Below are 26,836 nucleotides of genomic sequence, written 5' to 3' on the forward strand. Positions count from 1 at the left end.
GGTGAGCACGAGCGGCAGACTCGGCTTACCTGCCATACCTCCATGACACCGCAGGTCCCATGAGATCGCAGATCTCCGGACCGGGACACTAGCCGCCCGGCGGCGCCGGTGGCCCGGCTGATGGCAGCCCGGCGCCGGCCGGCGGACATCCGCAGGAGGCGAGGGCCGCCGCGACCCGGTCCAGCGCCATCTTGGTCAGGCCCTGCTCCTCGACCGGGGCGAACAGCCCGAACAGCAACAGCCGTCCGTCGCTGTCGGTCACCATGCCGGCGAGGCTGGTCACGATGCGCAGGCTGCCGGTCTTCGCCCGGACGACGCCGGCCCCCGGCGAGGTGTCACCGGGGCCGTACCGGTCGCCGAGCGTGCCGGTGAAGCCCGCGACCGGCAGCCCGGACAGGACCGTCCGCAGGGCCGGATGACCCGGCAGGGCGGCCGTCCGCAGCGCCGCGACGAGCGTCACCGGGGCGATCCGGTTGTCGATCGAAAGTCCGCTGGTGTCGCGCAGCGAGGCGCCGTCGGTCGGGATGCCCGCGTCGCGAAGGGCGCCGAGCACGCCCCGGGTGGCCCCGTCGAAGCTCGCCGGAAGCCCCCGGGCGATCGCGACCTGACGTCCCAGGCTTTCCGCCAGGTCGTTGTCGGAGTCGGTGAGCATCCGCTCGACCAGGACCGGGATCGGCGGGCTCTGCACGGACCCGACCTCGCGGGCCGCCGCGTCCGCCCGGCCCGTCGAGACCGAGCCGACGGACACGCCGGCCGCGGTGAGGGCCGTGCGGAACGCGGCCGCCGCGGCGGCGTCCGGGGTCAGGCTGCGCGGCCCGGCGGCGCCGGGTGTGGCACGCCCCGCGTCGACCGACAGCGCGGACACCGGGGTCACGTTCCCGTCGGTCACGTAGCCGTCGCGCCAGCCGGGTGCCATCCCCGGGCCCTCGTAGGCCGTCCCGTCGCCGACCACCGCGCCGACAGCGGTGATGCCGGCCTTGCGGACCTGCTCGGCGAGGTCGCTCAACCGGGCCGCCGGCGGGTACCCGGCCGCCCCGGTCGCCGCGGTCAGGGTCGGATCGCCCGCGCCGACCAGCCAGAGCGTGCCGCCTGGGGCCAGGGGCGCCCGGCCGGGCACAGCCGCCGACCCGGTGGTTGCCGCAGGTGACCCCGCGGTCGCCGCGGGTGGCGCGCTGGCCGGCGGGAGGTAGACCGCGCGGGTGCGCAGGCGGGCGTCCGGATCGAGCGTGGTGAGCGCCGCGGTCGCTGTGGCGATCTTGACCGTGGACGCGGGAGCGGTCGGCTCGGTGGGGCGGTTCGCGAGGAGCACCTGCCCGGTCAGCGCGTCGACCACCAGTGTGGCCGGGCCGCCCAGCACGGGGTCGGAGAGCGGCCCGAGCAGCCGCGCGGCCACCGCGGCAGGGTCGGCCTTCGGTGCGTCCGGGTCCAGCCCCGGCAGCGCGGACGCCTCGGCGCGTACACCCGGCGGGGCCGGTGACGCGCCGCCCGGAGGCGCCGCCGGACCGGGCGAGAGCGATCCGGCGAGCAGCGCTCCGGCGAGTGCCGTGAGGCCACCGGCCCGCGCGCCCAGCGGCACTGTGGTCACCCGGGAAGGTTACGCAGGTCGGTGTCGCGCGGGTGGCGCCCTGCCGGTCACGTCCCGGCTTTCGTAAGGTGGACGGCCTCGCCCCGGCGACGGGAGAACGCGGTGTGCCTCCCGGCCGTCCGGAGCCCGCGACCGTGCTGGCCGCGTGGGTTTCCGGCGAGCGGGAACACCCCACGCGGGGGTGGCTCGGTCTCAGGCCGGGGTGGAACCGCTTCGGCAATCATGTGGATCGGGTACGAAGAAGGCCACACCATGGTGTGCGCCGCGGGGTGTGACAGGCACGATGGATGTCGCCCGGGGGCGCTCGGAGCCGACTGCGCGGCGCGCCTCGCGGGGCGTGGCCGTGCGATCGTGCGAGTGGCGGCGCCGTGCGGTGGCACCGCGGCCCGGTGGCCGCACCCCGCCACAGCGCGTCACCGCGCACAGGGCACAGTGGACCCGCACGAACCGCGGGTCCGGGTCTCGGCTTGACTACCGCGACCGAGTGACGCGCCACGCGGGTAGCGGCGCATCGCGAGACGGACGACCCATGGACGCCGGACACGGCGTCCTTCAGACACAGAGCCGGCCTTCGGTGCCGGACGGACCGAAGGAGACAGGGAACGGCGTGGACCTCGAGTTCGACGTGACCATCGAGATCCCCAAGGGGCAGCGCAACAAGTACGAGATGGATCACCACACCGGGCGCATCCGGCTGGACCGGATGCTGTTCACGTCCACCCACTATCCGTCCGACTACGGATTCATCGAGGGCACGCTCGGTCGGGACGGCGATCCGCTCGACGCGCTGGTTCTGCTGGAGGAGCCGACTTTCCCGGGCTGCCTCGTGCGGTGCCGCACGATCGGCATGTTCCGGATGACGGACGAGAAGGGCCCGGACGACAAGGTCCTCTGCGTCCCGGTGGCGGACGTCCGGCAGGAGCACCTGCGTGACATCCGTCACCTGCCGGAGTTCGACCGGCTGGAGATCCAGCACTTCTTCGAGGTCTACAAGGACCTCGAGCCCGGGAAGTCCGTCGAGGGCGCCTCCTGGGTGGACCGGGGGGCCGCCGAGAAGGAGATCCTCGCCTCGATCGCCCGGCTCAAGGACTCCGAGGGCGTCGAGCACGGCGCGGACGAGGACGGCGCCGCGCACGCACACACGGCCTGACAACCACGGCGACGGCCACGCTCCGGCATCGAGCACGGCCGTCCCGGGCGGCCGGTGGGATTGCCCCCACCGGCCGCTGTGGCATGCCCTGAGGCAGGTGCGAGGGGGTTGGCCAGGCCGCCACTGACGGTGAACGGCGCTGGCTGGGAAGAGAGTCTGAGCCGGAGGCGGGGATTGAACCCGCGACCTATCGCTTACGAGGCGATTGCTCTGCCACTGAGCTACTCCGGCATCGGCCAGGCGGCTGCGAGCCGGTGGGCTCCGGCGCCGTCCTGCCCGGACGAGTATGCCAGACGAAGACGATGTGGCGATCGGCGCCCGTCCGTGGTCCGGGCCCTGACGTGGCTCGCGCGCACGCCACCCTGGGTCGGGGTGGCCGGGCTGCCGGCGGGTGACGGGCTCGATCCGGTGCGTCCCGGATCCGGATGCGGTCCAGTTCGGTGGCTCGGTGTGTGCTGGGGCGTCCGTCGGCGGGAAGTCACCGCTCTGCCTGTCTGCGCACCCCGCCACATCCTGTCGACGTTCGGTTGTCCGCGGGATACGGAATGATCGGGACGCGCACTGATCGCATGTCTTGCAAGGCTTTCTGTTACGGATTTGAATGCTCGAACCCCCGCGCGTCGGCCGAAGGTGTCGAAAGGGCACCCCCGGTCGCAGTGGCTCCGGAGAGGTTGCGTAGGGTTTCGCACCATGACCGGGGCCGGGGAAGGTGCGCCAGGCACGACGCGCGGAGCGTCGCTGCTTGTCGCCGAAGACGACGAGGCATCGCGAATCGCGCTGGCACGCAGCCTTGAGCGATTTGGGTACCGGGTGCTCGAGGCCGCGGACGGCGAGGCAGCGCTGCGACTGTTCCAGACCACCGAGATAGATCTCGTTGTGCTGGACGTGGCCATGCCGCGGATGGACGGTTTCGCCGTCCTCAGCCGGCTGCGCCAGACAAGCGAAGTGCCGGTGATCATGTTGACCGGACGTGCCGAGGAGGTCGACCGGGTCGTCGGCCTGGAGCTCGGCGCCGACGACTACGTGGTCAAGCCGTACTCGTTGCGCGAGCTGGTCGCCCGGGTGCGTGCGCGGCTGCGCCGCCGGCCCGTCGAGGCGCCGCCGCAGCGAACGGGGGACGGCAACGAGCCCCTCATCTACGGCGACGTCTCGATCGACCTGCGCGCGCGGGAGGTGGCCGTCGCGGGTGAGCGGGTGGATCTCACCGCCCGTGAGTACGAGCTGCTGGCCTTCCTCGCCCGACATCCACGCCGGGTGTTCAGCCGCGAGGAACTGCTTGAACAGGTCTGGGGCACCCGCTTCCAGGACCCGGCGACCGTGACCGAGCACGTCCGGCGGGTGCGCACCAAGGTCGAGGGAAGACCGCCGCAGCGCCGCCTGGTCACCACGCTCCGGGGGATGGGCTACCGGTTCGATCCCTGAGATCCGGCTCCGTCGCCTCGCGTAGCTCCCGGTCACCCTCCTGGAGCTCGATGATCGATCCGTTCGGCACGGGTCGGCGCCGGTGGTGTTCCCGGTAGCCGCCCATGTCGAGCCGTTCGGCCGTGCCGGCGCGTGCCCGTAGGCACCAGTCCACTGCGCGGATGAACATGCCGTGGGTGAAGACCACGACAAGTCCCGGGGGCGCCTGGTGCAGCCGGGCGAGGAGCCGGTCGGCCCGGTCCATCAGCCCGGCGAACGACTCACAGCCCAGCTCGGGCCGGTCCACCGAGTACGGGTTCGCCTGGTGCCAGTACTGCCGCGCGAACGGCGCCCGTTCGAGGTCGGTCAGTTTCTGACCGTGGAGACTGCCCAGGTAGGTGAACTCCTGGACGTCCCAGACCTCCAGCGGGGTGGCCGGGAACCTGCGCGCGGTCGGTTCCGCGGTCAGCCGGGCGCGTAGGTACCAGGAGACCACGATCAGGGACGGGTCGTGGGGAATCATCCCGGCGACCGCGTCAGCCTGGCGCACTCCGAGGTCGGTGAGCCCGATCCCGTGCGGATCGGCCGACGGCTGCCCCGCGTTCGCCGTGCTCTCGCCGTGGCGTACCAGCCACACCCGCCGTTGCATGGTTCCCCCCATGTGGATGCCGCCGGCCGCGCCGGCGCGCGGTCATGTCGCGCTGTCTGTTTTGCCGCGAGCTGCCGTCCCGAAGTTCGGGCGGTCTGTGCCGCGTACGCCCTCAGTGCTCCGTGCGCCGCCGGGAACGGCGGCGGTGGGACCGCCCGCCGGCCGTGTCGGGGGAGCTGTCCTCGCCGCCGTCCGGCGCCGGGCCCGCCGTCCCCGCTGGCCCGGCTGGTTCCGCGGTCCCAGTTGGTTCCGCCGTGGCGGCTGGCCCTGCCGTGGCGGCTGGCCCTGCCGTGTCGGTCGGGTCCGCGGTGCTGGCCGGGCGTGCCGGTCCGGCGGCATGGGTGGCCTCGTAGGCCTTGCGTGAGCCGCAGACGTCCGCGCGGGAGCAGGCGTGCCGGCCCCCGCCGTCGAGGGCGACCGTCACCTGCTGGCGCGGCACGTCGTGCGCGACGACCCGGCCGTCCCCGTCCGGTGTGGACGCACGGGCGCCCACCGCGGGGACGGCGGCGGTGAACTCCTCGTAGAGGGGATGCTCGTAGCGCAGGCAGCACATCAGCCGGCCGCACGCCCCACTGATGCGCATCGGGTTCAGTGAGAGGTTCTGGTCCTTGGCCATCCGCACGCTCACCGGCTCGAAGTCGGTGAGGAAGGTGGAGCAGCAGAGGTCCCGCCCGCAGGAGCCGATCCCGCCCTGGAGTTTCGCGCTGTCGCGGGCCGAGAGCTGCCGCAGCTGTACGCGGGCGGAAAGCGTCCGGTTGAGATCACGCACGAGGGCACGGAAGTCGACACGGTTCTCGGCGGTGAAGTAGACGGTGAAGGCGTTGCTGTCGGGGACCACATCCACTCCGACCACCTTCATCGGCAGGCCGTGCTCCCRGACGAGCCGGCGGGCGGCGACCCTCGCCTGGGCGCGGCGCCGTCGGGCGGCGTCGTCACGGCGCAGGTCGTCCTCGTCCGCGAGGCCGGCCAGCACCGGCAGGCCGCCGACATCCTCGCTGACCCACTGCGGCGCCCACACGCAGGTAGCGACCTCGGGCCCCTCGTCGGTGGGCACCAGGACCCGGTCACCGACCCGCGGGCTGTACGGGCCCGGATCGGCGTAGTAGAGCCGACCCCGGCGGGAGAAGGACACCGCGCACATCATCGGCATGCGACGTCCCGCCACCTTCCGCCCTCGGATGCCCGGTCCACGGAAGACTACGACGGGAGCGGCGGCGAGGCTCCCGGTTCGCCCATCTCGCCCGATGCGGGGTGCGACGGCTCCATTCCGGATGGAGACGGGTCGGTCGGCGCGCCCCGGGGCCGGCCGGTGTCATCCGATGCGGGCGCCGCCCGGGACCTGGTAGACGGCGAACGGGGCCACGATGACCGGGCGGGCGACGTTGCGCACCGGCGTACCGCCCGGGGTGCGTCCCGTCTCCTGGCCGTGGTGGGCGTGGCCGTGGACGGCGAGCGCGGTGGCGGGCGCGTCGGCGGCGCCCGCGCCGGAGCCCGGGGCCACGGAGCCCGGGGCCACGGAGCCCGGGGCCACGGAGCCCGGGATCACGCTGCCATGCCAGGAGCCGTCGGCTGGCGCCGGAGCGGGGCCGTCCGAGGGAAGGACCGACGCCGGCCCCGGCGGGTCGAGCGTGCCCGCCATGCCCGACCTGCGCGCTGCGGTCGCCCCGCGCCCGGGACCGGTGCCGCGCCCGGCTCCCGCCGCGCGTGAACCGTCGATGGCGGCGCCGAGCAGGGAGCTGCCGAGGAACCGGTGCAGCCCCGGCGCCTCGCCCGTCAGCGTCTCCCGCACGGGCGCGTAGTGGGTGAGGGCGATGCGGACGTCGGTGTCGAGCGAGGCGAGCGCGTCGCGCAGGTGAAAGGCGTCGGCCGCGGCGTCCTCGGGTGTCCGGCCGCCGGGCCCGCCGTCGGCCAGGTGGTTGTCGGCGAACCCCGTCACGCCCGCGACCCCGACCGGGCCGGCCGCCGTCCCGATCGTCGCCGCGGTGCCGTCGAGCACGATCGCGCCGGCGTCACCGAGCATCGCGGCGACCCGCGGGCCCTCGCCGGCGTCGTGGTCGTGGTTTCCCAGCACCGCCACGACCGGCAGGTCGAGCCCGCGGACAACCATGCACAGCTCCGCCGCGGAGTCCAGCTCGCCGTCGTTGGTCAGATCACCGGCCAGCAGCAGGACGTCGGCGACGATCGCCGCCCGCTGGTAGAGCGGCCGGAGCCGGAACGCGGATCCGGGAACGACATGGAGGTCGCCGACCGCCGCAACCCGCATGCCCGTCCTCTCCTCCGGTGGCGCCTGCCGCCGAACAGGTTCTTATGCGTCGCGCAGCGTGAGGGCAAGAGACTCGGCAGCCAGCTGCGGCACAAGACCCGGGTTGTCCGCCAGCGCCTGCCGTGTCGCCAGGACGGCCTCCCACCGGCGCAACGTCTGCTCCGGGGTGGCCGCGGCGGCCAGCTGGGCGACGGTGTCGGCCTGGTCGGGGTGCACCGGGGTGACCTGCCCCCGCAGCTGCTGGACCAGTACGTCCCGGTACAGCCCGGCAAGATCCACCAGGGCCCGGTCGAGGGAGTCGAGAACAGTGCGCCGCCCGCGGCTCTTCTGGGTCCGCTCCAGCTCCTTGAGTGCCCCGGCAGCGCCGCGGACCTGGAGAGACCTCGGCTTGGCCCCCGCCTTGGCACCCCGCGCGGACGTCGACCTGGTACCGGAGGACGTCGCGCCGACGCCCAGCGCCGTCTTCAGCGCCTCGGTCTCGACCTCGTCGCGCTCGGCGTTCGCGGCCTGCGCGTCGGCGTTCGCGGCGTCCACCAGGTCGGCGGCCGCGGCCAGGCAGTCGCCGACCCGCCGCAGCCGGGAGGGCAGGCGCAGCACCGACTCCCGCCGTGCGCGGGCCTGCGGGTCGGTGGCCAGCCTGCGAGCCTGCCCGACATGCCCCTGGGACGCCTGCGCCAGCACGGCGGCGAGATCCTCGGCTGTGCCCTCCCGGATGAGGACGTCGGCCACGTTCTTCGGGTTCGGCAGCCGCAGGGCGACCGACCGGCACCGGGAGCGGATGGTGGGCAGCACGTCGTCGACGGACGGGGCGCACAGCAGGAACACGGCTCGCTCGGCCGGCTCCTCCAGCGCCTTGAGTAGCGCGTTCGCCGCCGAGTCGGTGAAGCGGTCCGCGTCCTCAATCAGCAGGATGCGCCATCGGCCCGCGCTGGGGGCGCTGGCGGCGTCCCTGATCAGGGCACGGACGTCCCGCACTCCGATCGAGAGACCCTCCGGGCGGACCGTGCGAAGGTCGGCCGCGGTGTTGGAGAGGACGGTGTGGCAGCCAGGGCACTGCCCGCAGCCTGGCGGGATGTTCTCGCAGAGCAGGCCGGCGGCGAAGGCCCGGGCCGCGTCGGCGAGGCCCGAGCCGGCCGGGCCGGTGAACAGCCAGGAGTGGGTCATGCCCGCCCGGGCGGCGACCAGCGACCCACCTTCGGTGACCAGCGCCGCCGCCGTGGCCGCGGCGGTCAGGGTGGCGACGACCGCGTCCTGTCCGACCAGGGTGTCCCAGACCGTCACACCGTCATTGTCGTGCATCACCGCGAGCTGATCGTCATCGCGGGTCGTCACCGGTGATCGCCGGGCGCAGGCGTCCGGCGATCACCGCACGGATCTGCCGGTGCAGCTCCTGCGGGGAGAGCGTCGCGTCCAGGATGACGTGCCGGTCCGGATCCTCGTCCGCGAGCCTGCGGAAGTGCTCGCGAACCCGTCGGTGGTAGGCCACGGCCGCGACCGGGTCGGTGCCGGAGCGATCCGGCCCTGCGCCGTGCCCGGCACCGCCGCCGCGCCCGGTACCGCCATCGTGTCCGGTACCGCCATCGTGTCCGCCGCCGTCGTCCTCGCTCTCCCGCCCGAGGTGAGGATCACTCCCGCCTCGGGCCAGCGCCTGCTCCGCAGGCAGGTCCAGCAGGATCGTCACGTCGGGCAGCAACGAGTGGCTGGCCCACTGGGTCAGCACCGTCAGCTCGTCGCTGTCGATCCGCTGGCCGAGCGCCTGGCACGCGATCGCGGAGTCCACGTAACGGTCGGTGAGCACGATCGCGCCCCGTGCCAGCGCCGGTTCGATGACCCGGGCCACGTGCTCGGCGCGGTCGGCCGCGTCCAGCAGCAGCTCGGTCCGGGCGTGCAGCCGGTTCGCGGGGTCGTCCAGCAGGTCCCGCAGGCCCGCGCCGAGGGACGTCCCGTCGGTCTCGTACGCCGGAACGACCTCGCGCCCGCTCGAGGACAGCCAGCTTCGCAACAGCTCCAGCTGGGTCGTCTTGCCGGCGCCCGCGGCACCCTCGACGGTGATGAACAACCCGCCATGACGGCGGCGGGCAGCGCCCGGCCGCCGCCCGCGCAGCGCGTTCCACAGCTCGGGCAGGACGGCTTCCCCGGTGTGGTCGTCCATCTGGCGGTAGGAGAACAGGCCGACCGCGACGGCGAGCAGCCCGCCGGCGAGCAGGACGACGGTGACACCGTCGGCCCGGACGTTGATGTCACCCCAGAGGTGGACCTGGTGCGAACCGATCAGACCGACGAGGGCCGGCGCGGCCGCGAGTACGACCAGCAGGTCGACCCGTACCAGCGACTGGACCAGCGCGAAGGTGCGCCCGCGCAGCTCATCGGCGACCTCGGCCTGCAGCAGGGTGTACCCGGTCACCCAGGCGACGCCGGCGAGGGCGCCGACGAACACGACCAGAATGCAGGCGATCACCAGGTTCGGGATGATCGCGACGATCACCAGCGTGATTCCCGCGGCGGTGACGCAGACGCCGAAAAGGCGGGTACGGCTGTAATCCCCGAGCAGCTTCGGGCCGGCGCCCATTCCGGCGGCGAGGCCGATGAACACCGCGCCGAACAGCACGCCGTAGGCCGAGTCGCCACCGCCGAGGATCTCGACGTAGAGCTTGCCGAGCGCCACCACACAGCCGGCGCCGGCGAAGCCGCCGAGGATTCCGACGACCAGCCCGCGGACGAGGCGGTCCTGGCCGACGAACTTCCAGCCCTCGGTGATCGAGGCGAAGAAGCCCGGCTCCGTGCTGTGCTCGGGCCGTTCCGCGCGGCCGATCGACCGCAGGCCCCAGATGACGATCGCCGACCCGAGGAACGTGGCCGCGTTGAAGTACAGCGCGATGTCCAGGGAGGAGTCGCGGAAGAAGTGAATGGACGGGCCCAGGGCCCGGGACACGGTGGCGAGCAGCGTGAAGATCGCCGCGGCCAGCGGCGCCGTGCCGTAGGTCGTTATCAGGCTGAGGGTGTTGGCCGCCGCGAGCCGGTTACGCGGGACCAGATGCGGGATCGAGGCCTCCTTGGCCGGTGCCCACACCAGGCTCACGCACTCGACGAGAAAGGACGCGATCAGTAGCCATCCGAGGGTTCCCACGATCGGGATGGACAGGAACAGCCCGAACCGCATCACGTCGGTGATGACCATGGTCATCCGGCGGTCGAGGCGGTCGGCGATCGCTCCGGCGAGCGGGCCCAGCACGAGCGCGGGCAGCAGACGGACGATCAGCAGGGAGCTGATCGCGAACGCCTGTCCGGAGAAGCTCTCGGTCAGCTGGGTGACCAGGGCGGTGGTCGCCAGCAGGCCCATCCAGTCGCCCAGGCTGGAAAGGCTGAGCTGGATCCACATCCGGCGGAACTCGGGAATTCGCAGAACCGCCCGCAGGTCGCCGTCCGAGCCGCTGGTGGTGCGCGCACGCGGTGGCGAGGGCACCGTCGTGACCGGATGACGGCTCAGTGGCCGCCGGACCCGCATCCGTGGCGGACGCGGGGCCCGCCGACCAGCCGGCGGCCCAGTGCCTGGCGGCTCGGTGTTTGGCGGCTCGGTGTTTGGCAGGTGAGTGCCTGGCGGGTCAGCGGTCGGCGAATCGGTGCTCGTCGAGTTGGCGCTCGGCGGGTCGGTGTTGACCACGGGAGTCGCCGCGGGCTCCCGCGGAGCCGCCCGCGCGGCCCGCAGCGGTGTCTGGTCCAGCTTGCCGTGGCTCTCGCCGACGGGCAGATCCATCAGCTCGACCGCTGAGAGCCACCGGACGTTGCTCCGGTGGCGCTGTCGGTGCCGGACGCGTCGCCCGCGGCGGTGCCGGTCTCCCCGGCGCCGCTGGCGGCGGACTTCGACGCGCGGGAGCCGGACTTCGCCGTGCCGCCCGACGTCTTGCCCGCGGTCTTGGCCTTCGTGGTGGTCTTCGCGGCCGTCCGGGGCTTGGCTGTGGCCTTCGCGGGCGCCTTGGCCGTGGTCTTCGTGGTCCGGCGCGGCGTGGTCGTGCCGCGGGCTCGGCGGTCCGCGAGGAGCTCGGCGGCACGCTCGACCGTGATGGTCTCGACCGCGTCGCCCTTGCGCAGGCTGGCGTTGGTCTCGCCGTCGGTCACGTACGGGCCGAACCGGCCCTCGCGCAGGACCATCGGGCGCTCGGTGGCGGGGTCGGGCCCGAGCTCACGCAGCGGCGGCGTCTGCGCAGCCTGGCGCCGACCGCGGGCCTTCGGCTGCGCGAGCAGCGCGAGCGCCTCGTCCAGCGTCACCGTGAACAACTGGTCCTCGGACTCCAGCGAACGGCTGTCGGCGCCCCTCTTCACATAGGGGCCGTACCGCCCGTTCTGGGCGGTGACCTCCGCGCCTTCCGCGTCGATGCCGAGGACGCGGGGGAGCGTCAGCAGCCGCAGCGCGTCCTCGAGGGTCACGGTCTCCAACGACATGGTGCGCAGCAGGCTCGCGGTCTGCGGCGGCTCGCTGTCCGTCGTCACGTACGGGCCGTAGCGGCCGGCCTTCGCGGTGATCGACGCACCCGTCTTCGGGTCCGTGCCGAGCAGACGGTCGCCGCTGGGCGCGGCCAGCAGCTCGAGCGCGCGCTCCACGGTCAGCTCGTCGGGAGCGACCTCGTCCGGGACGCTGGCACGCCCGTCAGCGTGCTGGACATAGGGCCCGTAACGACCGACCCGCACGACGACAGGCTCGCCGTCGTCCGCCTTGCCCAGCGGGATGGAGTTGACCTCGCGGGCGTCGATCTCCCCGAGCCGCTCGCCGACCAGGTGCTTGAGGCCCTCGACCGCGCCGGAACCGCCGGTGTCGGTCGTGTCGGGCAGACCGAAGTAGAACCCGGTGAGCCAGTCCGTGGACGCGGCCGTACCAGCGGCGATCGCGTCGAGGTCGTCCTCCATCGAGGCCGTGAACTGGTAGTCCACGAGCCGGGTGAAGTGGTCCTCCAACAGCCCGACCACCGCGAACGCGACGAAGCTCGGGACCAGCGCGGACCCCTTCTTCCACACGTAGCCGCGGTCCTGGATCGTGCCGATGATCGACGCGTAGGTGGACGGCCGGCCGATCCCCAGCTCCTCCAGCGTCTTGACCAGGCTGGCCTCGGTGAACCGCGGCGGCGGGCTGGTCGTGTGGCCACGCGGGGTGAGCGTGCGGGTGGCCAGCGGGTCCCCCCGCCGGACGTCGGGCAGCCGCCGCTCGCGGTCCTCGAGCTCGGCGTCCGGGTCGTCGGCGCCCTCGACGTACGCGCGCAGGAACCCGGGGAAGGTGATCACCTTGCCGGAGGCGGAGAACTCCGCGTCCTCCCCGGAGCTGGAGGTCGCGCCCAGGCGGATGGTGGCGCTGGTGCCGCGCGCGTCGGCCATCTGGCTGGCCACCGTGCGCTGCCAGATCAGCTCGTACAGGCGGAACGAGTCACCGTCGAGCTCCGAGCGCACCTCACCCGGGGTCCGGAAGTGATCCCCGGCGGGCCGGATCGCCTCGTGGGCCTCCTGGGCGTTCTTGACCTTCTTGGCGTAGGTGCGGGGCCGGTCTGGGACGTACTCGGCGCCGTAGAGGGTGCGGGCCTGGTCCCGGGCGGCGACCAGGGCGGTCTCGGACAGGTTCGTCGAGTCCGTCCGCATGTAGGTGATGTAGCCGTTCTCGTAGAGGCGCTGCGCGACCTGCATCGTGCGCTGGCTGGAGAACCGCAGTTTGCGGCCGGCCTCCTGCTGGAGCGTGGAGGTCATGAACGGCGGGTAGGGCGAGCGCCGGTACGGCTTGGTCTCGACCGACCGCACCGCGAACGCGGCGCCGGTGAGCCGGCCGGCCAGCGCGCGGGCGCCGGCCTCGTCGAGCAGCGCGACCCCGTCGGACGTCAGCTCGCCGGTCGGGGCGAAGTCGCGGCCGCTGGCCAGGCGCCGCCCGTCCAGCGCGACGAGGGTCGCCGGGAGCGGGGTCGTGTCGAGGGCGGCGCCGTCGTGCGCGACGGTCTGCTGGAAGACACCCTCGATGTTCCAGTACTCCGCGGTGCGGAACCGCATCCGCGCCCGCTCCCGCTCGACGAGGACGCGGGTCGCCACGCTCTGGACCCGCCCCGCCGAGAGCTTGGGCATGACCTTCTTCCACAGCACGGGGGAGACCTCGTAGCCGTAGAGCCGGTCCAGGATCCGCCGGGTCTCCTGCGCGTTGACCAGGTTCTCGTTGATCTCCCGCGGGCTGTCGACCGCACGCTGGATCGCCTGCGGGGTGATCTCGTGGAAGACCATCCGCTTGACCGGGACGGTCGGCTTCAGGGTCTGCAGGAGGTGCCAGGCGATCGCCTCGCCCTCGCGGTCCTCGTCTGTCGCCAGGTAGAGCTCGCTGGCGTCCTTGACGAGCGACTTGAGCTTGCTGACCTGGACCTTCTTATCCGGGCTGACGACGTAGAGGGGCTCGAAGCCGTTGTCGACGTCGACCCCGAGCCGGGCCCACGGCTTGCCCTTGTGCGCGGTCGGCACGTCGGCGGCGCTGCGCGGCAGGTCGCGGATGTGGCCGATGCTCGACTCCACCTGCCACCCCGGGCCCAGGTAGCCCGCGATCGTCTTCGCCTTGGCCGGCGACTCCACGATCACCAGACGGGTCCCGTTCCCGTTCGTGGTGGCCCGCGCCGGGCGGCGCCCGCCCGTGGCGCGGGCGCCCGAAGCGCGCCCTGCGGTGGCGCCGGCCTCGGCCGTCTCGGCCGTCTCGGCCGCTTCGGCCTCGGCCGCCGTGGCGCTCGCTGCCGCGGGCTTGGCGGGCTTGGCGGGCTCGGCGACCGGCGTGGGCGACCCCGCGGTCGTCCGGCTCGTCGAATTCGTGCGCGGTGGCACTTCTCTCCTCGTTACGGCGTGCTGCTCCGGTGGACCGCTCGGGACGTCAGTGCCGCCCGGGTGATCCTCGTGTGATCTACCTCTGTCAGTTGCTCCAATGCCCGCCCGGGGCTGTTGTCGGCGCGCCGGCGATCCCCGCTCCATGGGCGTGGACACGGGCCCGGCGCGACCGGACATCTCCCGCTGCCGGAATCGGCCGCAGGGAGCACCGTACGCCGGTGTGTGGCTGGAGGGCTCCCCCCGTCCGCCGTCGGGGGCCGCGCGGGCACTCCCTCGGCGGTTGCGCCGGCAGGCATCCGCACCATCGTGCCGTCGTCCACACCGGGCGGTCCAGCGGCAGACGATCGCGTGCCGGATGACCCCGCCCGATCACCACTTTGCCCCGGAGACGCTCGCCGGACTGCCGGACCCGGCGACCACGAACGGGGCCGCATCCCGCCTACCAGGCGGGATGCGGCCCCGCATCGCTTCGGCGAGCGAAGGGCCGACCGGCTGCGCACGACCGCACGGGCGGGCGTCCACCAGGCCTCGACACAGCACCGGTGGCGATCCGGACGGGGTCGGACGGAGATCGTCGGGCAGCATTCGCTGCGGGACACCGTCAGATCACGCGGTCGGTGTGCCGGTTACGCGCCGACAGCGCCGGATCTCGTCGTCAGACCTTCACCTCCGAGCCCGACGGCGGGGTGCGCGTCGGCGGTGCCGAGGGCGTCGGCGGCCCGTCCCCCACCGACGAGCCCCGCCGCCTGGACGTCGCGACGACCGCGACGATCACCACGACGGCGGCGAGGGCGATGCCGATGCGGGCGGCCGTGTTCTCGTCCTCGCCCACCGAGAACTTCACGACCAGCGGAGCGATCAGCAGGCTGACGAGGTTCATCACCTTGAGTAGTGGGTTGATCGACGGTCCGGCGGTGTCCTTGAACGGGTCGCCGACGGTGTCCCCGATCACCGTCGCGGCGTGCACCTCAGAGCCCTTGCCGCCGTAGTTGCCGTCCTCCACGAGTTTCTTCGCGTTGTCCCAGGCGCCGCCCGAGTTCGCGAGGAAGACCGCCATCAGCACCCCGGCGGCGATCGCCCCGCCGAGGAACGCGCCCAACGGCGGGTAGCCGAGGCCGAACCCGACCGCGATCGGGGCCATCACGGCGAGTGTTCCCGGTGTCACCAGCTCGCGCAGCGAGTCCCTGGTACAGATGTCCACAACGGCGCCGTAGTCGGGCTTCTCTGTGCCCTCCATGATTCCCGGCTTGGTCCGGAACTGGTTGCGCACCTCCATCACGACCCGGCCGGCGGCGCGGCCGACCGCGTTGATCGCCAAACCGGAGAACAGGAAGACTACGGCGGCGCCGATGATGAGGCCGACCAGGGCGTCCGGATAGGCGATGTTCAGCCCACCAACGGTGCCCCGGGCGGCCTCCGTGGACGCCCCCGCGTCGGCGAGCGCGGTCGTGACCGTGTCGGTGAACGAGCCGAACAACGCGGTCGCGGCGAGCACCGCCGTGGCGATCGCGATGCCCTTGGTGATCGCCTTGGTGGTGTTGCCCACCGCGTCCAGCGAGGTCAGGATCGCCCCGGCGCGTTCGTCGATGCCCTCCGGCCCGGCCGACATCTCGGCGATGCCCTGGGCGTTGTCGCTGACCGGGCCGAATGTGTCCATCGAGACGATGACACCGACCGTGGTGAGCAGGCCGGTTCCGGCAAGCGCCACCGCGAACAGGGCGATCGTGACGCTGCCCGAGCCGAGGAGATACGCGCCGAACACAGCCGCGCCTATGAGCAACGCGGAGTACACAGCCGACTCGAGACCCACCCCGATTCCGGCCAGGATGTTCGTCGCCGGCCCGGTCGTCGACGCCTCGGCGACGCCAAGGACCGGGCGGCGGTTCGTCTCGGTGAAGTAGCCGGTCAGCAGCTGGATGGCGGCGGCGAGCACGATGCCGATGAGCACCGCGCTGATCGCGATCACCCGCGGATCGCCGCTCTGGGTGCTGCCTTCCAGCCCCGGGAACTCGGCGAAACTGCCCGGCAGGTAGACCATGGAGACGATCACCACGCCGATCGCGGAGACCACGGCGGAGATGAAGAAGCCCCGGTTGATCGCGGTCATGCCGGTGCGGTCGCCGTCTCTGGGGGAGACGGCGAAGATCCCGATGATCGCCGTGAGCACGCCGACCGCCGGGATCAGCAGCGGATATACCAGCCCGTTCTCGCCGAACGCCTTGACCCCGAGAATCAGCGCCGCGACCAGGGTCACCGCGTATGACTCGAACAGGTCGGCGGCCATCCCGGCGCAGTCGCCGACGTTGTCGCCGACGTTGTCGGCGATCGTCGCCGCATTGCGCGGGTCGTCCTCGGGAATGCCCTGCTCGACCTTGCCGACCAGGTCCGCTCCGACGTCTGCCGCCTTGGTGAAGATCCCGCCGCCGACTCGCATGAACATCGCGAGAAGGGCGGCGCCGAACCCGAACCCCTCGAGCACCTGCGGGGCGGTGTCCCGAAAGGCCAGGACCACCACCGCCGCCCCGAGGAGGCCGAGTCCGACGGTGAACATCCCGACGACGCCGCCGGTACGGAACGCGATCCGCATCGCGGCACGTTCACCGCTCTCGATCGCCGCCGCCGCGGTGCGGGTGTTGGCCCGGGTCGCGAGCGACATGCCGACGAAGCCGACCAGCGCGGAGAAGACGGCGCCCACGACGAAGAACACGGAACGGCCCACGCGAGCGCCCGTGTCATCCGCCGGTAGGAGCAACAGGACGAACGGGATCACGATGACGAACCCGGCGAGGGTCCGGAACTGCCGGCGGAGGTAGGCTGCGGCTCCCTCCTGAACCGCTCTGCCCACCTCGATCATTTTCGGAGTGCCCGCGTTCGCCGCCAGTACCTCGCGCACCAGGTAGGCGGCGACGAGGAGGGCGAGTGCTGCGACGATCGCCACACCGGCGACCAATCCGACAGCTCCACCGCTAAGGTCGATAGGGGGGTCCTCGGCCTGTAGGGTGTGGATCGGGGACATGGCTCCTCCCGGTCTGCTGTGTGCGCCCTCTGTGGCCGCGGCAGATGTGGGTCGGGCACAGAACGCCCGCCGTGCACCGTTCGTCGATCACAGCCGTACACGTCGCATCCGACGACGTCCTGGGTGGCGACCGACACCGGTCAGCGGGCGGGAGCCACCTTCCAGCGGGCGCCGAGCGGGCGCCGGACGTTACTCCGGTGAGGTAGCGGTGCCGGTCCGTACCCGGCGCCGCCGACCAGCCCGCGCGGTGAACGCCTTCGTGTGGCCCTGGCCTGTGGCCCGGGGCCAGGCCCCACGGGGAACACCAAGGGAAACACCGACGGCCCCGATCGACCGTCGGTGAGATGCGGCGGAGTCTATCCGCACGTCTGTGACGTGCGCTCGTTTTTCGGTTGTGGCTGGCCGAGTCGCCCGTTTTTGTTGTAGCGCGGCCCGTGAGGTGTCGCCCGGGCTGACGCCCGCAGGCCGGCGTGCCGTTCGGCTGCCGACGGCCTGCTCGAAGTGTGGCTGGACGCGCTCGAACCTCGGGTGGGCCCCGATCGCTGTCGGGAACTCACCCGAGTCGCTGCCAGGCGTCAAGCAGGCGTCGGGCCTTTCTCGGCCGCGTCAGGGCCGCAGGGTCTCACTGCGGCTCGCCAGGTCTCGCTGTCGGCTCGTCAGGCCTCGCGGCGGGCGGAACCGGCGATCTCCGCGGCCAGTGCCGCGTAGGCGGCGGAGTCGAGATCGGAATCGGCCGGCGGCTCACCGGTGTGCCAGGTCATCTCGACGACGGTGCCCGTGCCGTCCGTGCCGCGCCGGACGGCGACCTCGTCGACCAGGCCCTCGATGAGGGCCAGGCCCAGGCCGGGCGGGAAGGGCTGGTCGGCGTCAGGGTCGCCATCGAGGCCCGGCGCGGTGAGCGCGGCGGAGCCGAGGGCCGCCGCGCCACCGAGGTCCGCGCCACCGAGGTCCAGCAGGGCAGGCGCGCTGATGAGGCCGCCGTCCGGCCCGGGGGCGACCTCGTCTCCCGGGGCGCCACTGTCCGACACGACGACGGTGAACGTCTCCGGCGCGTCGGTCAGCGCCACGTGCACCAGCGCCTCGGGATTGCTCCGGCGGTTGACCCGGACGGCTCGGGCGCACGCCTCACCAACCGCCAACTTGATCTCGTCGACGGCGCCGGCTGGCACGCCCGCGCGCCTGCTGACCGCGGTCGCGATCATCCGGGCGGTACGGACATGGCCGGGCAAGGCGGCGAAGTGCAACTCGACGGTGGGCATGCGTCCGAGGACCTGCCTTTCGCGAACGGGACCTGATCAGTCCCTGGCGGCCAGGGCTTCCTCGACGGAGGAGTGGATGGGGAAGACCTTGGTGAGTCCCGTGATCCTGAAGATCTTGAGGATACGTTCCTGGGTGCAGACCAGGTGCAGCGAGCCCTCGTGGGCACGAACCCGCTTGAGCCCGCCGACCAGGACGCCGAGACCGGTGGAGTCGAGGAACTCCACCCCCTCCATGTCGACCACCAGGTGGTACGACCCGGCCGAGACCAGGTCGATGAGCTGCTCGCGAAGCTTGGGGGCGGTGTAAACGTCGATCTCGCCGCCCACCACGACGACCGTGTGGGTCCCCTCCTGGCGAGTCGTGAGGGACAGATCCACGGATCCTCCTAGTGGTTCTTCCCGGCGCCCGCGCCTCGGGCGACCGACATCACGGCGGCACTACCCTCCCATGAGGAGGATCAATCCGATGGCCCGCAACACAGATGGCGAGCCGGCATTCGGCGCCGCCGACGGATGAATCGACCCGGTGTTGCTCCTCGCTCATCCGAGGCGACGCACCTCGGATGATGCTATCGCCGATCTAGTGTTGGACCCGGTGTGGGGTGTCATCAGGTTGCCTACCGTGACCTGGCAGGGATCGGCCAGGTAATGGGAGCAAGTGGTTTGGATGGTGGGCGGACATCGTCCTCGGGCGACCGCCTATCGTGACGGGCGTGGGTTCGCCGGCCGTCACCGAGCACGATCCCGCGCGAGTCGGAACCGTCCTGAACCGACTCGCCCGGGACAGTCGACGGGCGGCCAACATCACCCACGTCGAGAGCGTTCCCGCCCGGCGGGGCCAGCCGGCCGCGTGGCCGGAGTGGGCCGACCCGCTGCTCGTGAGCCGGCTGCGCGCGGCGGGGATCGAGCAGCCGTGGACCCACCAGGTCGAGGCGGCCCGGGCGGCGCACGAGGGGCGCGGCGTCGTGCTGGCCACCGGTACCGCTTCGGGGAAGTCTGTGGGCTACCTGCTGCCCGTGCTGACCCGGCTGCTGGCGGAGCCGAGCTCGCGCGCCATCTACCTGGCGCCCACCAAGGCGCTGGCCAACGACCAGCTTCGTTCGGTGCGCTCACTGATGCTGACCGGTGTCCGGGCGTCCACCTATGACGGTGACACCCCGGGCCCCGAGCGGGAGTGGGTGCGCGCGCATGCCACGTTCGTCCTCACCAACCCGGACATGCTGCATCGCGGGATCCTGCCGGCACACCGCCGCTGGGCCCCGTTCCTGCGCGGTCTCCGGTTCGTCATCGTCGACGAGTGCCACGGCTACCGGGGCGTGTTCGGCGCGCACGTCGCCCAGATCCTGCGGCGCCTGCGGCGGGTCTGCGCCCGGTACGGCACCCGGCCGGTGTTCGTGCTCGCCTCGGCGACGGTGGCTGATCCGGGCCTGTCCGCCTCCCGGCTTACCGGCGTGGACGTCGACGTGGTCGACGCCGACGCGTCTCCCCGAGGGCCCATGGACTTCGCGCTGTACGAGCCGCCGCTGCTCGGCGTCCGCGCGGGACGGCCGAGCACCCCCGCGGGTGGCCCGGACGTGGACGGTGCGGGCGCTCCCGTGCCACACGGAGAGAACGACGCCCCCGTCCGGCGGGCCGCGACCGCCGAGTCCGCTGATCTGCTCGCCGATCTTGTCGCCGAGGGCGTGCGGACGCTGGTGTTCGTCCGTTCCCGCCGGGCCGCTGAGGTGGTGGCCGCCGCCGCCCGCCGCGGCCTGGGCGAGGCCGCCCCCGAACTGGTCGAGCGGGTCGCCGCCTACCGGGCGGGATACCTGCCCGAGGAACGCCGTTCGCTGGAGGGACGCCTCCGGACGGGTGAGCTCCTCGGCGTGGCCGCCACGTCCGCGCTCGAGCTCGGCGTCGACATCAGCGGACTCGACGCCACGGTGATCGCTGGCTTTCCCGGGACCCTGGCATCGCTGTGGCAGCAGGCCGGCCGCGCGGGCCGGACGGGGCAGGCGGCGCTCGCGGTCCTGGTCGCGCGGGACGATCCGCTGGACACCTACCTCGTCCACCATCCGGAGGCCGTCTTCGGCCGGCCGATCGAGGCCAGCGTGTTCGACCCCGACAACCCGTACGTGCTCATGCCCCACCTGGAATGCGCCGCCAGCGAACTGCCGCTGACCGAGGACGACCTGGAGCTGTTCGGGCCCGGTGCCCGCGCGGCGGTCGACGACCTCGTCCGGCGCGGGCGGCTGCGTCGACGACCCACCGGCTGGTTCTGGACCCAGCGGCACCGCCCGGACGTCGACATCCGTGGTGTCGGCGGCCCACCGGTGCGGATCGTCGAGACGGCGACGGGCCGGCTGCTCGGCACCGTCGACGCGGCGACCTCGCACTCGACGGTGCACGCGGGGGCGGTGTACCTGCATCAGGGCGCCAGCTTCATCGTCAACGAGCTCGACCTGGACGACGCGGTGGCCTTCGTCGACGCGGCGACGCCGGACTGGACCACGGTCGCGCGGGAGCACACCGACATCCGGGTCGTCGAGTCCACCCGCTCCGCGCGGTTCGCCGACGTCGAGATCCATCTCGGGACGGTCGAGGTCACCAATCAGGTGATCGCCTTCCAACGGCGCCGGCTGACAACCGGGGAGGTCCTCGGGCAGGAGCCGCTCGACCTGCCGCCGCGCCAGCTGCGTACGCGGGCTGTCTGGTACACGGTGACCGACGAGCTCCTCGCCGCGGCCCAAATCGAACCCGCCGACGTGCCGGGGGCGGTGCACGCCGCCGAGCACGCGGCGATCGGCCTGCTGCCCCTGTTCGCCACATGCGACCGGTGGGACATCGGCGGGGTCTCCACCGATCTGCACCCGGACACCGGCCGCACCAGCGTCTTCGTCTACGACGGCCATGCCGGTGGGGCGGGGTTCGCCGAACGCGGTTTCCTGCGGGTGGCGAACTGGCTACGGGCGACCCGGGACGCCGTCGCCGCGTGCGAATGCCCGGCCGGCTGCCCGTCCTGCGTCCAGTCGCCGAAGTGCGGCAACGGCAACGAGCCGCTCGAGAAGGCAGCCGCGGTCCGGCTGCTCGACGCCGTGCTGGCAGCGGTGGACGGCGACCCTGCGGACCCGCCGAGCCCCCGGCGGGAATGAACACGATCGCGGGCCGGGGGTGCAGACGACCGTATCGGGGGTAGACCGCCCTCTGTCGGATTTTCAAGGCGGCGCAATCGATACGTAGCAGGAAATCTGGAGGTTCCGGTGGTCACCGTCGGTGTGGTCCTGTTGCTTCTGGCGGGTGTTCTCACCGCGGACATCGTCCTGGAGAACTCCGGTCAGACAGAAGTAATGATCATGGGTCAGTCGCTCTCCTTCGACGTCTGGGGGCTATTCGTTCTCGGGCTCGCGACCGGCGTGTTGGTGGTGGCCGGTACGCAGATCACGCTGCAGGGCTTCGCCCGGGACAGGCACCGGCGTCGGCTGGAGCGCCAGCGTGCCCGTGACCTGGCCGCCATGACGCGGGCCGTGCCCACCCCGGCACCTCGGCACTCGGCCCCGACCGCACCGACTACCGCCTCCGCCCCGACCACCGCGTCCGCCCCGACAGCTGGGTCTGCCGCGACCACTAAGTCCGCCGCGACCGCTGGGCCCACTCCGGTGGGGGTGGCGCCTCGTTCCGGCCCGGCCCCGGTCCCCGCCGGTGGCCCCGGCGCCGTCATGCCGGGTGGGGTCGCTGGTACCGCGCCCTCGCGCCGATCCGCGGTACCGACACCGGCTATGCCCGCACAGACCGGCTCCGTGCCGACGACCGCGCCTGACCCGGTCGTGCGTTCCCAGTCCAGTCGCCAGGCGGCTGCCGCGGCAGCCGACACCGGTCCGCTTCGGATGGGGCGCCGTGGGACCGGGGAGGGCCAGCCCGGCGAGGGGCGGGCCGCTGGCGCACCGACCCAACAGGGTGCCGCCGTGACCGTTCCGGTCGGCCAGGCCGGGGGCGGGCGAGCGAACGCAACCGCCCCCGCGCCGGGGTCGGGACGGTCGGCGGGACGTCGGTCCGCCCGCGCCGAGCGCGCCGCCACGACCGGCTCGCCGGCCGCTCCGGCGCGGCCCGTGCCGACGGCGCATCCGGGGGACCGCGTCGTGGCCCGGGTTTCCGACCTGCGGCGCAAGAAGCGCGAGGCGCAGGCGGCCGAGACCGTCCCTGGTGCTCCCACGGCGCCGGGGCCCGTCTCCGGGGCGTCCGGGGCGGTGCCGGAGTGCGGGTCGCCCACACCTCCCGTGGGTGTGCGCACCCCCTGACCCGTGGGCGTGCGCACCGCCCGATCCGTCGGTGTGCGCACGCCCTGACCATCAAGTGAGCGAGTGGGGCTGACGCCTTCCACCGCGGTCGGCTGATACGCGCCGGGCCCACCCTCCCAGGGCCCGGCGCGCGCCCATGACCGGGCCGGGCCGAGCACCCGCAGCGGGCCGGGCAGGTCGGCCTCCACGTCGATCCTGATGCTGTCGGATTCGACCTGACAGCGGGACAGCCTTCCGGCGTTGGCGGACGCCGTCGCCGCGGCCCGGCGACAGGCCGCCTCGGGCTGGGCCGATCGGTCCGACGCCGCGGCAAGTGCGGCGAGGTCGGCCGCGGCCGCCGCGCGCTGGCGGGCCGCCCCGGCCACCATCAGGCCCAGCGTCGCCGACCCGACCAGCACGATGACGGAAAGGGCGCCGAGCAGCCAGATCGTGGCCGAGCCGCGGTCGGCGCGGGCTTCCCCGAGAAGCAGGCGCGAGAGCCGCCTCGCGGGCGGTGGAAGCCGATTCACGGGTGTTCCACCAGGCCCTCCTCCACAGCGGCGACCGCGACCGCCGCCACCGTGACCACCGGCACCAGGCGGCCGATGTCGTCGCCACCCACCGCCACGGTGACGCGGACGCGGACCGCGCCCTCGGCCCGGGTGATCTCGATGGCGGCGCCTGGCGGTGCCACGCGCTGCGCCCAGGCCCGGGTGGCGGCCTCCGCCTCGCCGCGGGCGGCGGCCCGTGCGCCGAGGCGGGCGGCGTCGGCACACCGGGCCTGCGCCGACACCGCGCCGATCATCCAGATGAGCATGAACACGACCGCCACGAGACTCGGCAGGCCCATGGCGAGCTCGGCGGTCACCTGGCCGCCGTCGTCGTCGTGGTCGTCGTGTGGCTGCCGTACCGGTACGGGCATCGCGGCGAGGTCAGAACGTGACCGTCAGCGCGCGCTGCACGACCGAGGAGATCAACGAGCGGGTGGCCGAGCTCGAGATGACTGCGTAGAGGACCCCCGCGAACGCGACGGCGGCCAGCGTTCCGACCGCGTATTCGGCCGTCGACATTCCCGCGTCCGTCGGCATGCCCGTGTTCGACCGGGGCGAGCGGTACCAGCGCCGGTGCCGTGGCCGCGGCGAGGGCACGGAGCGCCGCGGGCGGAGCAGCGCGTACAGGAACAGCATGGTTGCCTCCGGGTTCAAGGGGAGCCGGGCCGGACCGGCCCGTGCACCATCGATCGTGTCGCCGGATCAGCCGCCCCGCGCCGACGAAGGAGCTCCTGTGGACGGCGGGTTCCCGTCCACAGGGGCCGCCGTAACCGAACGGCCGCGACCGAGGGGCCGCAAACGGGTCCTCCCGGCGTGGTCAAGGCGCCTCAGCCCTGGTGCGTGGGTGGAGTGGTCGGGCCGAACGCCGGGCCGAGATCCGGCGCCGAGCCGATGACGACGGGTACGACCCCCAGCAGCAGGAACGCGGGCAGGAAGCACAGCCCGAGCGGGGCGACGGCGAGGACACCCGCTCGGCGTGCGGCGGCGATGGCCGCGGCGTGGGCCTCCTGTCGGGCGCGGTCCCCGATCCTGGCCAGTGTCGCGGCGAGCTTCGCCCCCGACGACTCCGTCCGGCCGATGGCGGCGGCGGTGGCCGTCACCACGCGGGTCTCCCTGTGCCGGTTCGACCCGCGCCCCGTGCGGTGCGGATCGGCTCGCCACGACCTGCGCGAGTGCCGGGTCGGGCCCCTGCCTGGTCCGCCGCTCTCGTGCCTGGAGGAGTCGTGCCTGAGCCCCTCACGGCGACCGGCCGCGCGCCGGTCGCCCCCACGCCGCCCCACCGCGCGGGCCGCGCCGGCGCGGCCCGTTCCGGCACGGGCCGCATCGGGACGAGGGGCGCCGCCGGCCGCCAGGAGCCGGTCGCATGCCTCGTCGACGGGGACGCCCCGGCGCATGGCCCGGCCGGCGGCTTTCAGCTGGGAGCCCGCCGCACCGCCCGTCGCCACGCCGACGACCTCCAGCGCGTGCTGGGTGGTCGCGCCCGACCGCAGGCACGCGGCCACGAGGTCGAGGGCGAGCGGAAGATCGGCCAGTAGGCGGCGCCGGTACTCGCGCGAGGTCGAACCGCCCCAGCGCCGGCCGGCGGGCAGCGGCCCGGCGCAGACCGGCGGCACTCGAGCCTGCACGCCGTCCGCGATGCGGCGCAGCCAGCGCAGTCCCGCGAGGTCGAGCAGGACGCCTGCGGTCAGGCACGCCCGACCGGCCGATCCGGTCAGCAGCACCTCCACCGGCGACGAGCCGACGAGCGCGCCCAGCGCGAGCCCGAGCAGGGGCAGCCCCGCCACCAGGCGACCCGAGGACCGTGGCCCGGCGAGCGCGGACGCCAGCTCGTCGGCCCGGGCGGCATCCGCGCGGGCGGCGTCGGCGAGCATGGTCGCGACGGGGGCGAGCCGGACGCCGGCCAGCCGGCAGACCCGGTACGCCGTCGCGAGCTGGCGCAGCGCGGGAGCCTCGCACCGGGCCAGCAGGCGCGCGGGGTCCTCCGTGCCGGGCAGCAGCTCCCGCAGGTGCGCCAGGTCGAGCCCACCGGCCGCCTGCCCGGTCACGCCTGCCTGGCCGTGGCCGTGGCCCGCGCCGCGTCGCCGTCGGCCGGCCCGGGTCGGCAGGTCCCCGACCGAGTACAGAGCGGTTCGGAGAGCCTCGTCGGGGGCCGCGCCGGCATCGAGCTCGGTCGACAGAGCGGCCAGCACGTCCTCAGCCGCGCCGCGCAGCTCCGCCTCGTACCGCTGGTCAGCCGCGCGCCGGATGGCGAGCTGCGCCGCCCGAGCGACGATGACGGCAAGCCCGGCGAGCGGGCCGGCGAGAGCCGTCACGGCGACGATCAGGCCCAGCCGTGCGGCCCCGCCGGCGAGCCTCGAGGTCGCCACCCGCCGCCCGCGGCCGCCGGTGGTCATCGTGCCTCCGGGGCGCTCGCGGGAGGCGGCGGTGCGGTGACCGGGGCCGGCCGTGGGCCGCGCCGGACCGGGGTGGCCTGATCGAAGGGCCACAGCGAGAACCCGCGGTCGCGCAGGAGCGCCCGCAGGATGGGAAGCCCCTCGCGCTCGACGCCGGCGAACGGACGCCCGCCGTGGACTCCCCGGCCACCGGGTGGCCGCTGATCGCCGGACGTCCGCTGGTCACCGCGCGCTCGCTGGCCGCCGCGGGACCGGTGGTCGTCGTGGGCCCGCCGGTCGCCGCGTGCTCGGTCATCGCCACGTGCTCGGTCGTCGCCGTGCGGGTCGCGGTGGACCGGGCCGGTTCCGCCGGCAAGCGCGGGCACGATCCGCACGATCCCGTCCGTGTCGCGGCGCACGACACCGATGCCGGTGACGCGGCGGGCGCCGTCGCCGTCGCGACCGAGGTGGACGGCGACGTGGACGGCCGCGGCCAGATGACTGTGCAGCGCGGCGCGCGGCAGGCCGGCGAGCGCCCCGAGAGCCTCGAACCGGGCGGGCACCGTCTCGGCTGTGTTGGCATGAACCGTACCGAGCCCCCCTTCGTGACCCGTATTCATCGCCATCAGGAGGTCGAGCACTTCCGGCCCCCGCACCTCGCCGACGACCAGCCGGTCCGGGCGCATCCGGAGTGCCTGCCGGACGAGCTCGCGTTGGGTGATCTCGCCCGCGCCCTCGATGTTGGGCGGGCGGGCCTCCATCCGCACCAGGTTGACCCGGGCGAGGACGAGCTCGGCGGTGTCCTCGACCAGCACGATCCGTTCGCCCGCGGGGACGGCGTCGAGCAGCGCGGCGAGCAGGGTGCTCTTCCCGGTGCCCGTCCCGCCGCTGATCACGGTCGTCAACCTGGCGGCGAGGACGGCGCGCAGCACGATCACCTCGGACGGCCCGATCGTTCCCAGCGCGGCGAGCTCGTCCAGGGTGAACGGCCGGGGCCGTGGCCTGCGCAGCGAGAGGCACGTCCCGCCGAGCGCGGGCGGGGAGAGAACCGCGTGCAGCCGGATCCCGTCGGGCAGCCGGACGTCGACGAACGGCATCGCCGTGTCCAGGCGCCGGCCGCCACTGCCGGCGAGCCGCACGGCGAGCCCGCGGACGGCGGCGTCGTCGGGGAAGCGCACGGCCGTGTGCCGCAGGCGGCCGGCCCGCTCGATCCAGACCTGATCGGGGCCGTTGACCAGGACGTCGGTGACCTCCGGGTCCCGCAGCAGGACGCTGAGTGGCCCGAGTCGTTGCTCGCCGCCCGCGGATGCGCCGGGGATTTTCGGGGCGGCCTCGCGTTCGCCTGTTCGGCCGGGGCCGCTGCCGGTGATCCCACCGATCTCCGCCATCCCGGCCATTGCGCCGAATCGACTGATCTGGCTGATCTGGCCGATCTGGCTGATTCGGTCGATCCCGCTGGTCGCGCTGAGCCCACCGATTCCACCGGTCCCACCGGTCCCACCGGCTCCA

General features: G+C 73.5%; 18 protein-coding genes, 1 tRNA gene and 1 pseudogene. 4 read left to right on the forward strand and 16 right to left on the reverse strand.

Features of this window, described 5'->3' with window-relative positions:
- Positions 1-88: 88 nt before the first annotated feature.
- On the reverse strand, positions 89-1,576 hold the full coding sequence (dacB, locus tag BBK14_RS27840) for a D-alanyl-D-alanine carboxypeptidase/D-alanyl-D-alanine endopeptidase (protein ID WP_071066182.1): 1,488 nt from the start codon (positions 1,574-1,576) through the stop codon (positions 89-91).
- Positions 1,577-2,192: 616 nt separating this feature from the next.
- On the opposite strand from dacB, the gene BBK14_RS27845 reads away from it, so the two are divergent.
- Positions 2,193-2,735, forward strand: coding sequence for an inorganic diphosphatase (locus tag BBK14_RS27845; RefSeq protein ID WP_071066209.1), 543 nt, complete (start codon positions 2,193-2,195; stop codon positions 2,733-2,735).
- Between the two features lie 159 nt (positions 2,736-2,894).
- Here the strand turns inward: BBK14_RS27845 and BBK14_RS27850 are convergent.
- Positions 2,895-2,966, reverse strand: a tRNA-Thr gene (locus BBK14_RS27850).
- Positions 2,967-3,425: 459 nt separating this feature from the next.
- Here BBK14_RS27850 and BBK14_RS27855 point away from each other — a divergent pair.
- Positions 3,426-4,157: a response regulator transcription factor gene (locus BBK14_RS27855; protein WP_012157746.1), complete on the forward strand. Its 732-nt coding sequence runs from the start codon at positions 3,426-3,428 to the stop codon at positions 4,155-4,157.
- Here BBK14_RS27855 and BBK14_RS27860 read toward each other — a convergent pair.
- The 9 genes from BBK14_RS27860 to BBK14_RS27900 all read right to left on the reverse strand — a co-directional run bounded on the left by BBK14_RS27860 (position 4,117) and on the right by BBK14_RS27900 (position 18,529).
- On the reverse strand, positions 4,117-4,785 hold the full coding sequence (locus BBK14_RS27860) for a histidine phosphatase family protein (protein ID WP_071066210.1): 669 nt from the start codon (positions 4,783-4,785) through the stop codon (positions 4,117-4,119). The genes BBK14_RS27855 and BBK14_RS27860 overlap by 41 nt on opposite strands.
- 112 nt (positions 4,786-4,897) lie before the next feature.
- Entirely contained in the window at positions 4,898-5,935 is a 1,038-nt protein-coding gene (locus BBK14_RS27865) for a PSP1 domain-containing protein (RefSeq protein ID WP_071066183.1), read from the reverse strand.
- Between the two features lie 162 nt (positions 5,936-6,097).
- A complete protein-coding gene (locus BBK14_RS27870; protein ID WP_071066184.1) occupies positions 6,098-7,048 on the reverse strand; it encodes a metallophosphoesterase family protein in 951 nt (316 codons plus the stop codon).
- Between the two features lie 42 nt (positions 7,049-7,090).
- A complete protein-coding gene (locus BBK14_RS27875; RefSeq protein ID WP_071066211.1) occupies positions 7,091-8,347 on the reverse strand; it encodes a DNA polymerase III subunit delta' in 1,257 nt (418 codons plus the stop codon).
- Between the two features lie 16 nt (positions 8,348-8,363).
- Complete coding sequence (gene tmk / locus BBK14_RS27880) at positions 8,364-10,802, reverse strand: dTMP kinase (RefSeq protein WP_071066185.1); 2,439 nt, start codon at positions 10,800-10,802, stop codon at positions 8,364-8,366.
- A complete protein-coding gene (gene topA, locus BBK14_RS27885) occupies positions 10,802-13,876 on the reverse strand; it encodes a type I DNA topoisomerase (protein ID WP_071066186.1) in 3,075 nt (1,024 codons plus the stop codon). Before topA ends, tmk begins: the two co-directional genes overlap by 1 nt.
- Before the next feature lie 655 nt (positions 13,877-14,531).
- Positions 14,532-16,892: a sodium-translocating pyrophosphatase gene (locus BBK14_RS27890; RefSeq protein ID WP_071066187.1), complete on the reverse strand. Its 2,361-nt coding sequence runs from the start codon at positions 16,890-16,892 to the stop codon at positions 14,532-14,534.
- Between the two features lie 656 nt (positions 16,893-17,548).
- Positions 17,549-18,151 carry an ATP-binding protein gene (locus BBK14_RS27895; RefSeq protein WP_071066188.1) on the reverse strand — a complete coding sequence of 201 codons (603 nt, stop codon included), beginning with the start codon at positions 18,149-18,151 and terminating at the stop codon, positions 17,549-17,551.
- A 36-nt stretch (positions 18,152-18,187) separates the two neighbouring features.
- A complete protein-coding gene (locus BBK14_RS27900; RefSeq protein ID WP_012157755.1) occupies positions 18,188-18,529 on the reverse strand; it encodes an STAS domain-containing protein in 342 nt (113 codons plus the stop codon).
- Positions 18,530-18,864: 335 nt separating this feature from the next.
- On the opposite strand from BBK14_RS27900, the gene BBK14_RS27905 reads away from it, so the two are divergent.
- Positions 18,865-21,282, forward strand: coding sequence for a DEAD/DEAH box helicase (locus BBK14_RS27905; protein WP_071066189.1), 2,418 nt, complete (start codon positions 18,865-18,867; stop codon positions 21,280-21,282).
- A gap of 108 nt (positions 21,283-21,390) precedes the next feature.
- Positions 21,391-22,425 (forward strand): hypothetical protein, encoded by a 1,035-nt coding sequence (locus BBK14_RS40710; protein WP_241831890.1) that lies wholly within the window; start codon positions 21,391-21,393, stop codon positions 22,423-22,425.
- Between the two features lie 131 nt (positions 22,426-22,556).
- On the opposite strand, the pseudogene BBK14_RS41790 reads toward BBK14_RS40710, so the two are convergent.
- The 5 genes and pseudogenes from BBK14_RS41790 to BBK14_RS27930 form a co-directional block, all read right to left on the reverse strand.
- A pseudogene (locus tag BBK14_RS41790) lies at positions 22,557-22,934 on the reverse strand (Rv3654c family TadE-like protein); the annotation flags it as partial.
- Complete coding sequence (locus BBK14_RS27915) at positions 22,931-23,326, reverse strand: TadE family type IV pilus minor pilin (RefSeq protein ID WP_071066191.1); 396 nt, start codon at positions 23,324-23,326, stop codon at positions 22,931-22,933. The pseudogene BBK14_RS41790 and the gene BBK14_RS27915, both read right to left, overlap by 4 nt.
- Positions 23,327-23,336: 10 nt before the next feature.
- The gene (locus tag BBK14_RS40715; protein WP_071066192.1) at positions 23,337-23,591 is read right to left on the reverse strand and encodes a DUF4244 domain-containing protein; all 255 of its coding nucleotides are present in this window, start codon (positions 23,589-23,591) and stop codon (positions 23,337-23,339) included.
- Between the two features lie 191 nt (positions 23,592-23,782).
- Positions 23,783-25,348 carry a secretion system protein gene (locus tag BBK14_RS27925; RefSeq protein ID WP_071066212.1) on the reverse strand — a complete coding sequence of 522 codons (1,566 nt, stop codon included), beginning with the start codon at positions 25,346-25,348 and terminating at the stop codon, positions 23,783-23,785.
- Positions 25,345-26,724: a TadA family conjugal transfer-associated ATPase gene (locus tag BBK14_RS27930; RefSeq protein WP_235014646.1), complete on the reverse strand. Its 1,380-nt coding sequence runs from the start codon at positions 26,722-26,724 to the stop codon at positions 25,345-25,347. Before BBK14_RS27930 ends, BBK14_RS27925 begins: the two co-directional genes overlap by 4 nt.
- Between the last annotated feature and the right edge of the window lie 112 nt (positions 26,725-26,836).

Origin of the sequence: Parafrankia soli (assembly GCF_001854695.1) — a bacterium.
GTDB classification, from domain to species: Bacteria; Actinomycetota; Actinomycetes; order Frankiales; family Frankiaceae; genus Parafrankia; species Parafrankia soli.

Bases quoted from the DNA above. Each gene is read 5' to 3' on its own strand.
- BBK14_RS27855 (WP_012157746.1), top strand. From the start codon at position 3,426: ATGACCGGGGCCGGGGAAGGTGCGCCAGGCACGACGCGCGGAGCGTCG.
- BBK14_RS27860 (WP_071066210.1), bottom strand. From the start codon at position 4,785: ATGCAACGGCGGGTGTGGCTGGTACGCCACGGCGAGAGCACGGCGAAC.
- BBK14_RS27870 (WP_071066184.1), bottom strand. From the start codon at position 7,048: ATGCGGGTTGCGGCGGTCGGCGACCTCCATGTCGTTCCCGGATCCGCG.
- BBK14_RS27875 (WP_071066211.1), bottom strand. From the start codon at position 8,347: ATGCACGACAATGACGGTGTGACGGTCTGGGACACCCTGGTCGGACAG.
- tmk (WP_071066185.1), bottom strand. From the start codon at position 10,802: ATGGATCTGCCCGTCGGCGAGAGCCACGGCAAGCTGGACCAGACACCG.
- BBK14_RS27890 (WP_071066187.1), bottom strand. From the start codon at position 16,892: ATGTCCCCGATCCACACCCTACAGGCCGAGGACCCCCCTATCGACCTT.
- BBK14_RS27895 (WP_071066188.1), bottom strand. From the start codon at position 18,151: ATGCCCACCGTCGAGTTGCACTTCGCCGCCTTGCCCGGCCATGTCCGT.
- BBK14_RS27915 (WP_071066191.1), bottom strand. From the start codon at position 23,326: ATGCCCGTACCGGTACGGCAGCCACACGACGACCACGACGACGACGGC.
- BBK14_RS40715 (WP_071066192.1), bottom strand. From the start codon at position 23,591: ATGCTGTTCCTGTACGCGCTGCTCCGCCCGCGGCGCTCCGTGCCCTCG.
- BBK14_RS27925 (WP_071066212.1), bottom strand. From the start codon at position 25,348: ATGACCACCGGCGGCCGCGGGCGGCGGGTGGCGACCTCGAGGCTCGCC.
- BBK14_RS27930 (WP_235014646.1), bottom strand. From the start codon at position 26,724: ATGGCCGGGATGGCGGAGATCGGTGGGATCACCGGCAGCGGCCCCGGC.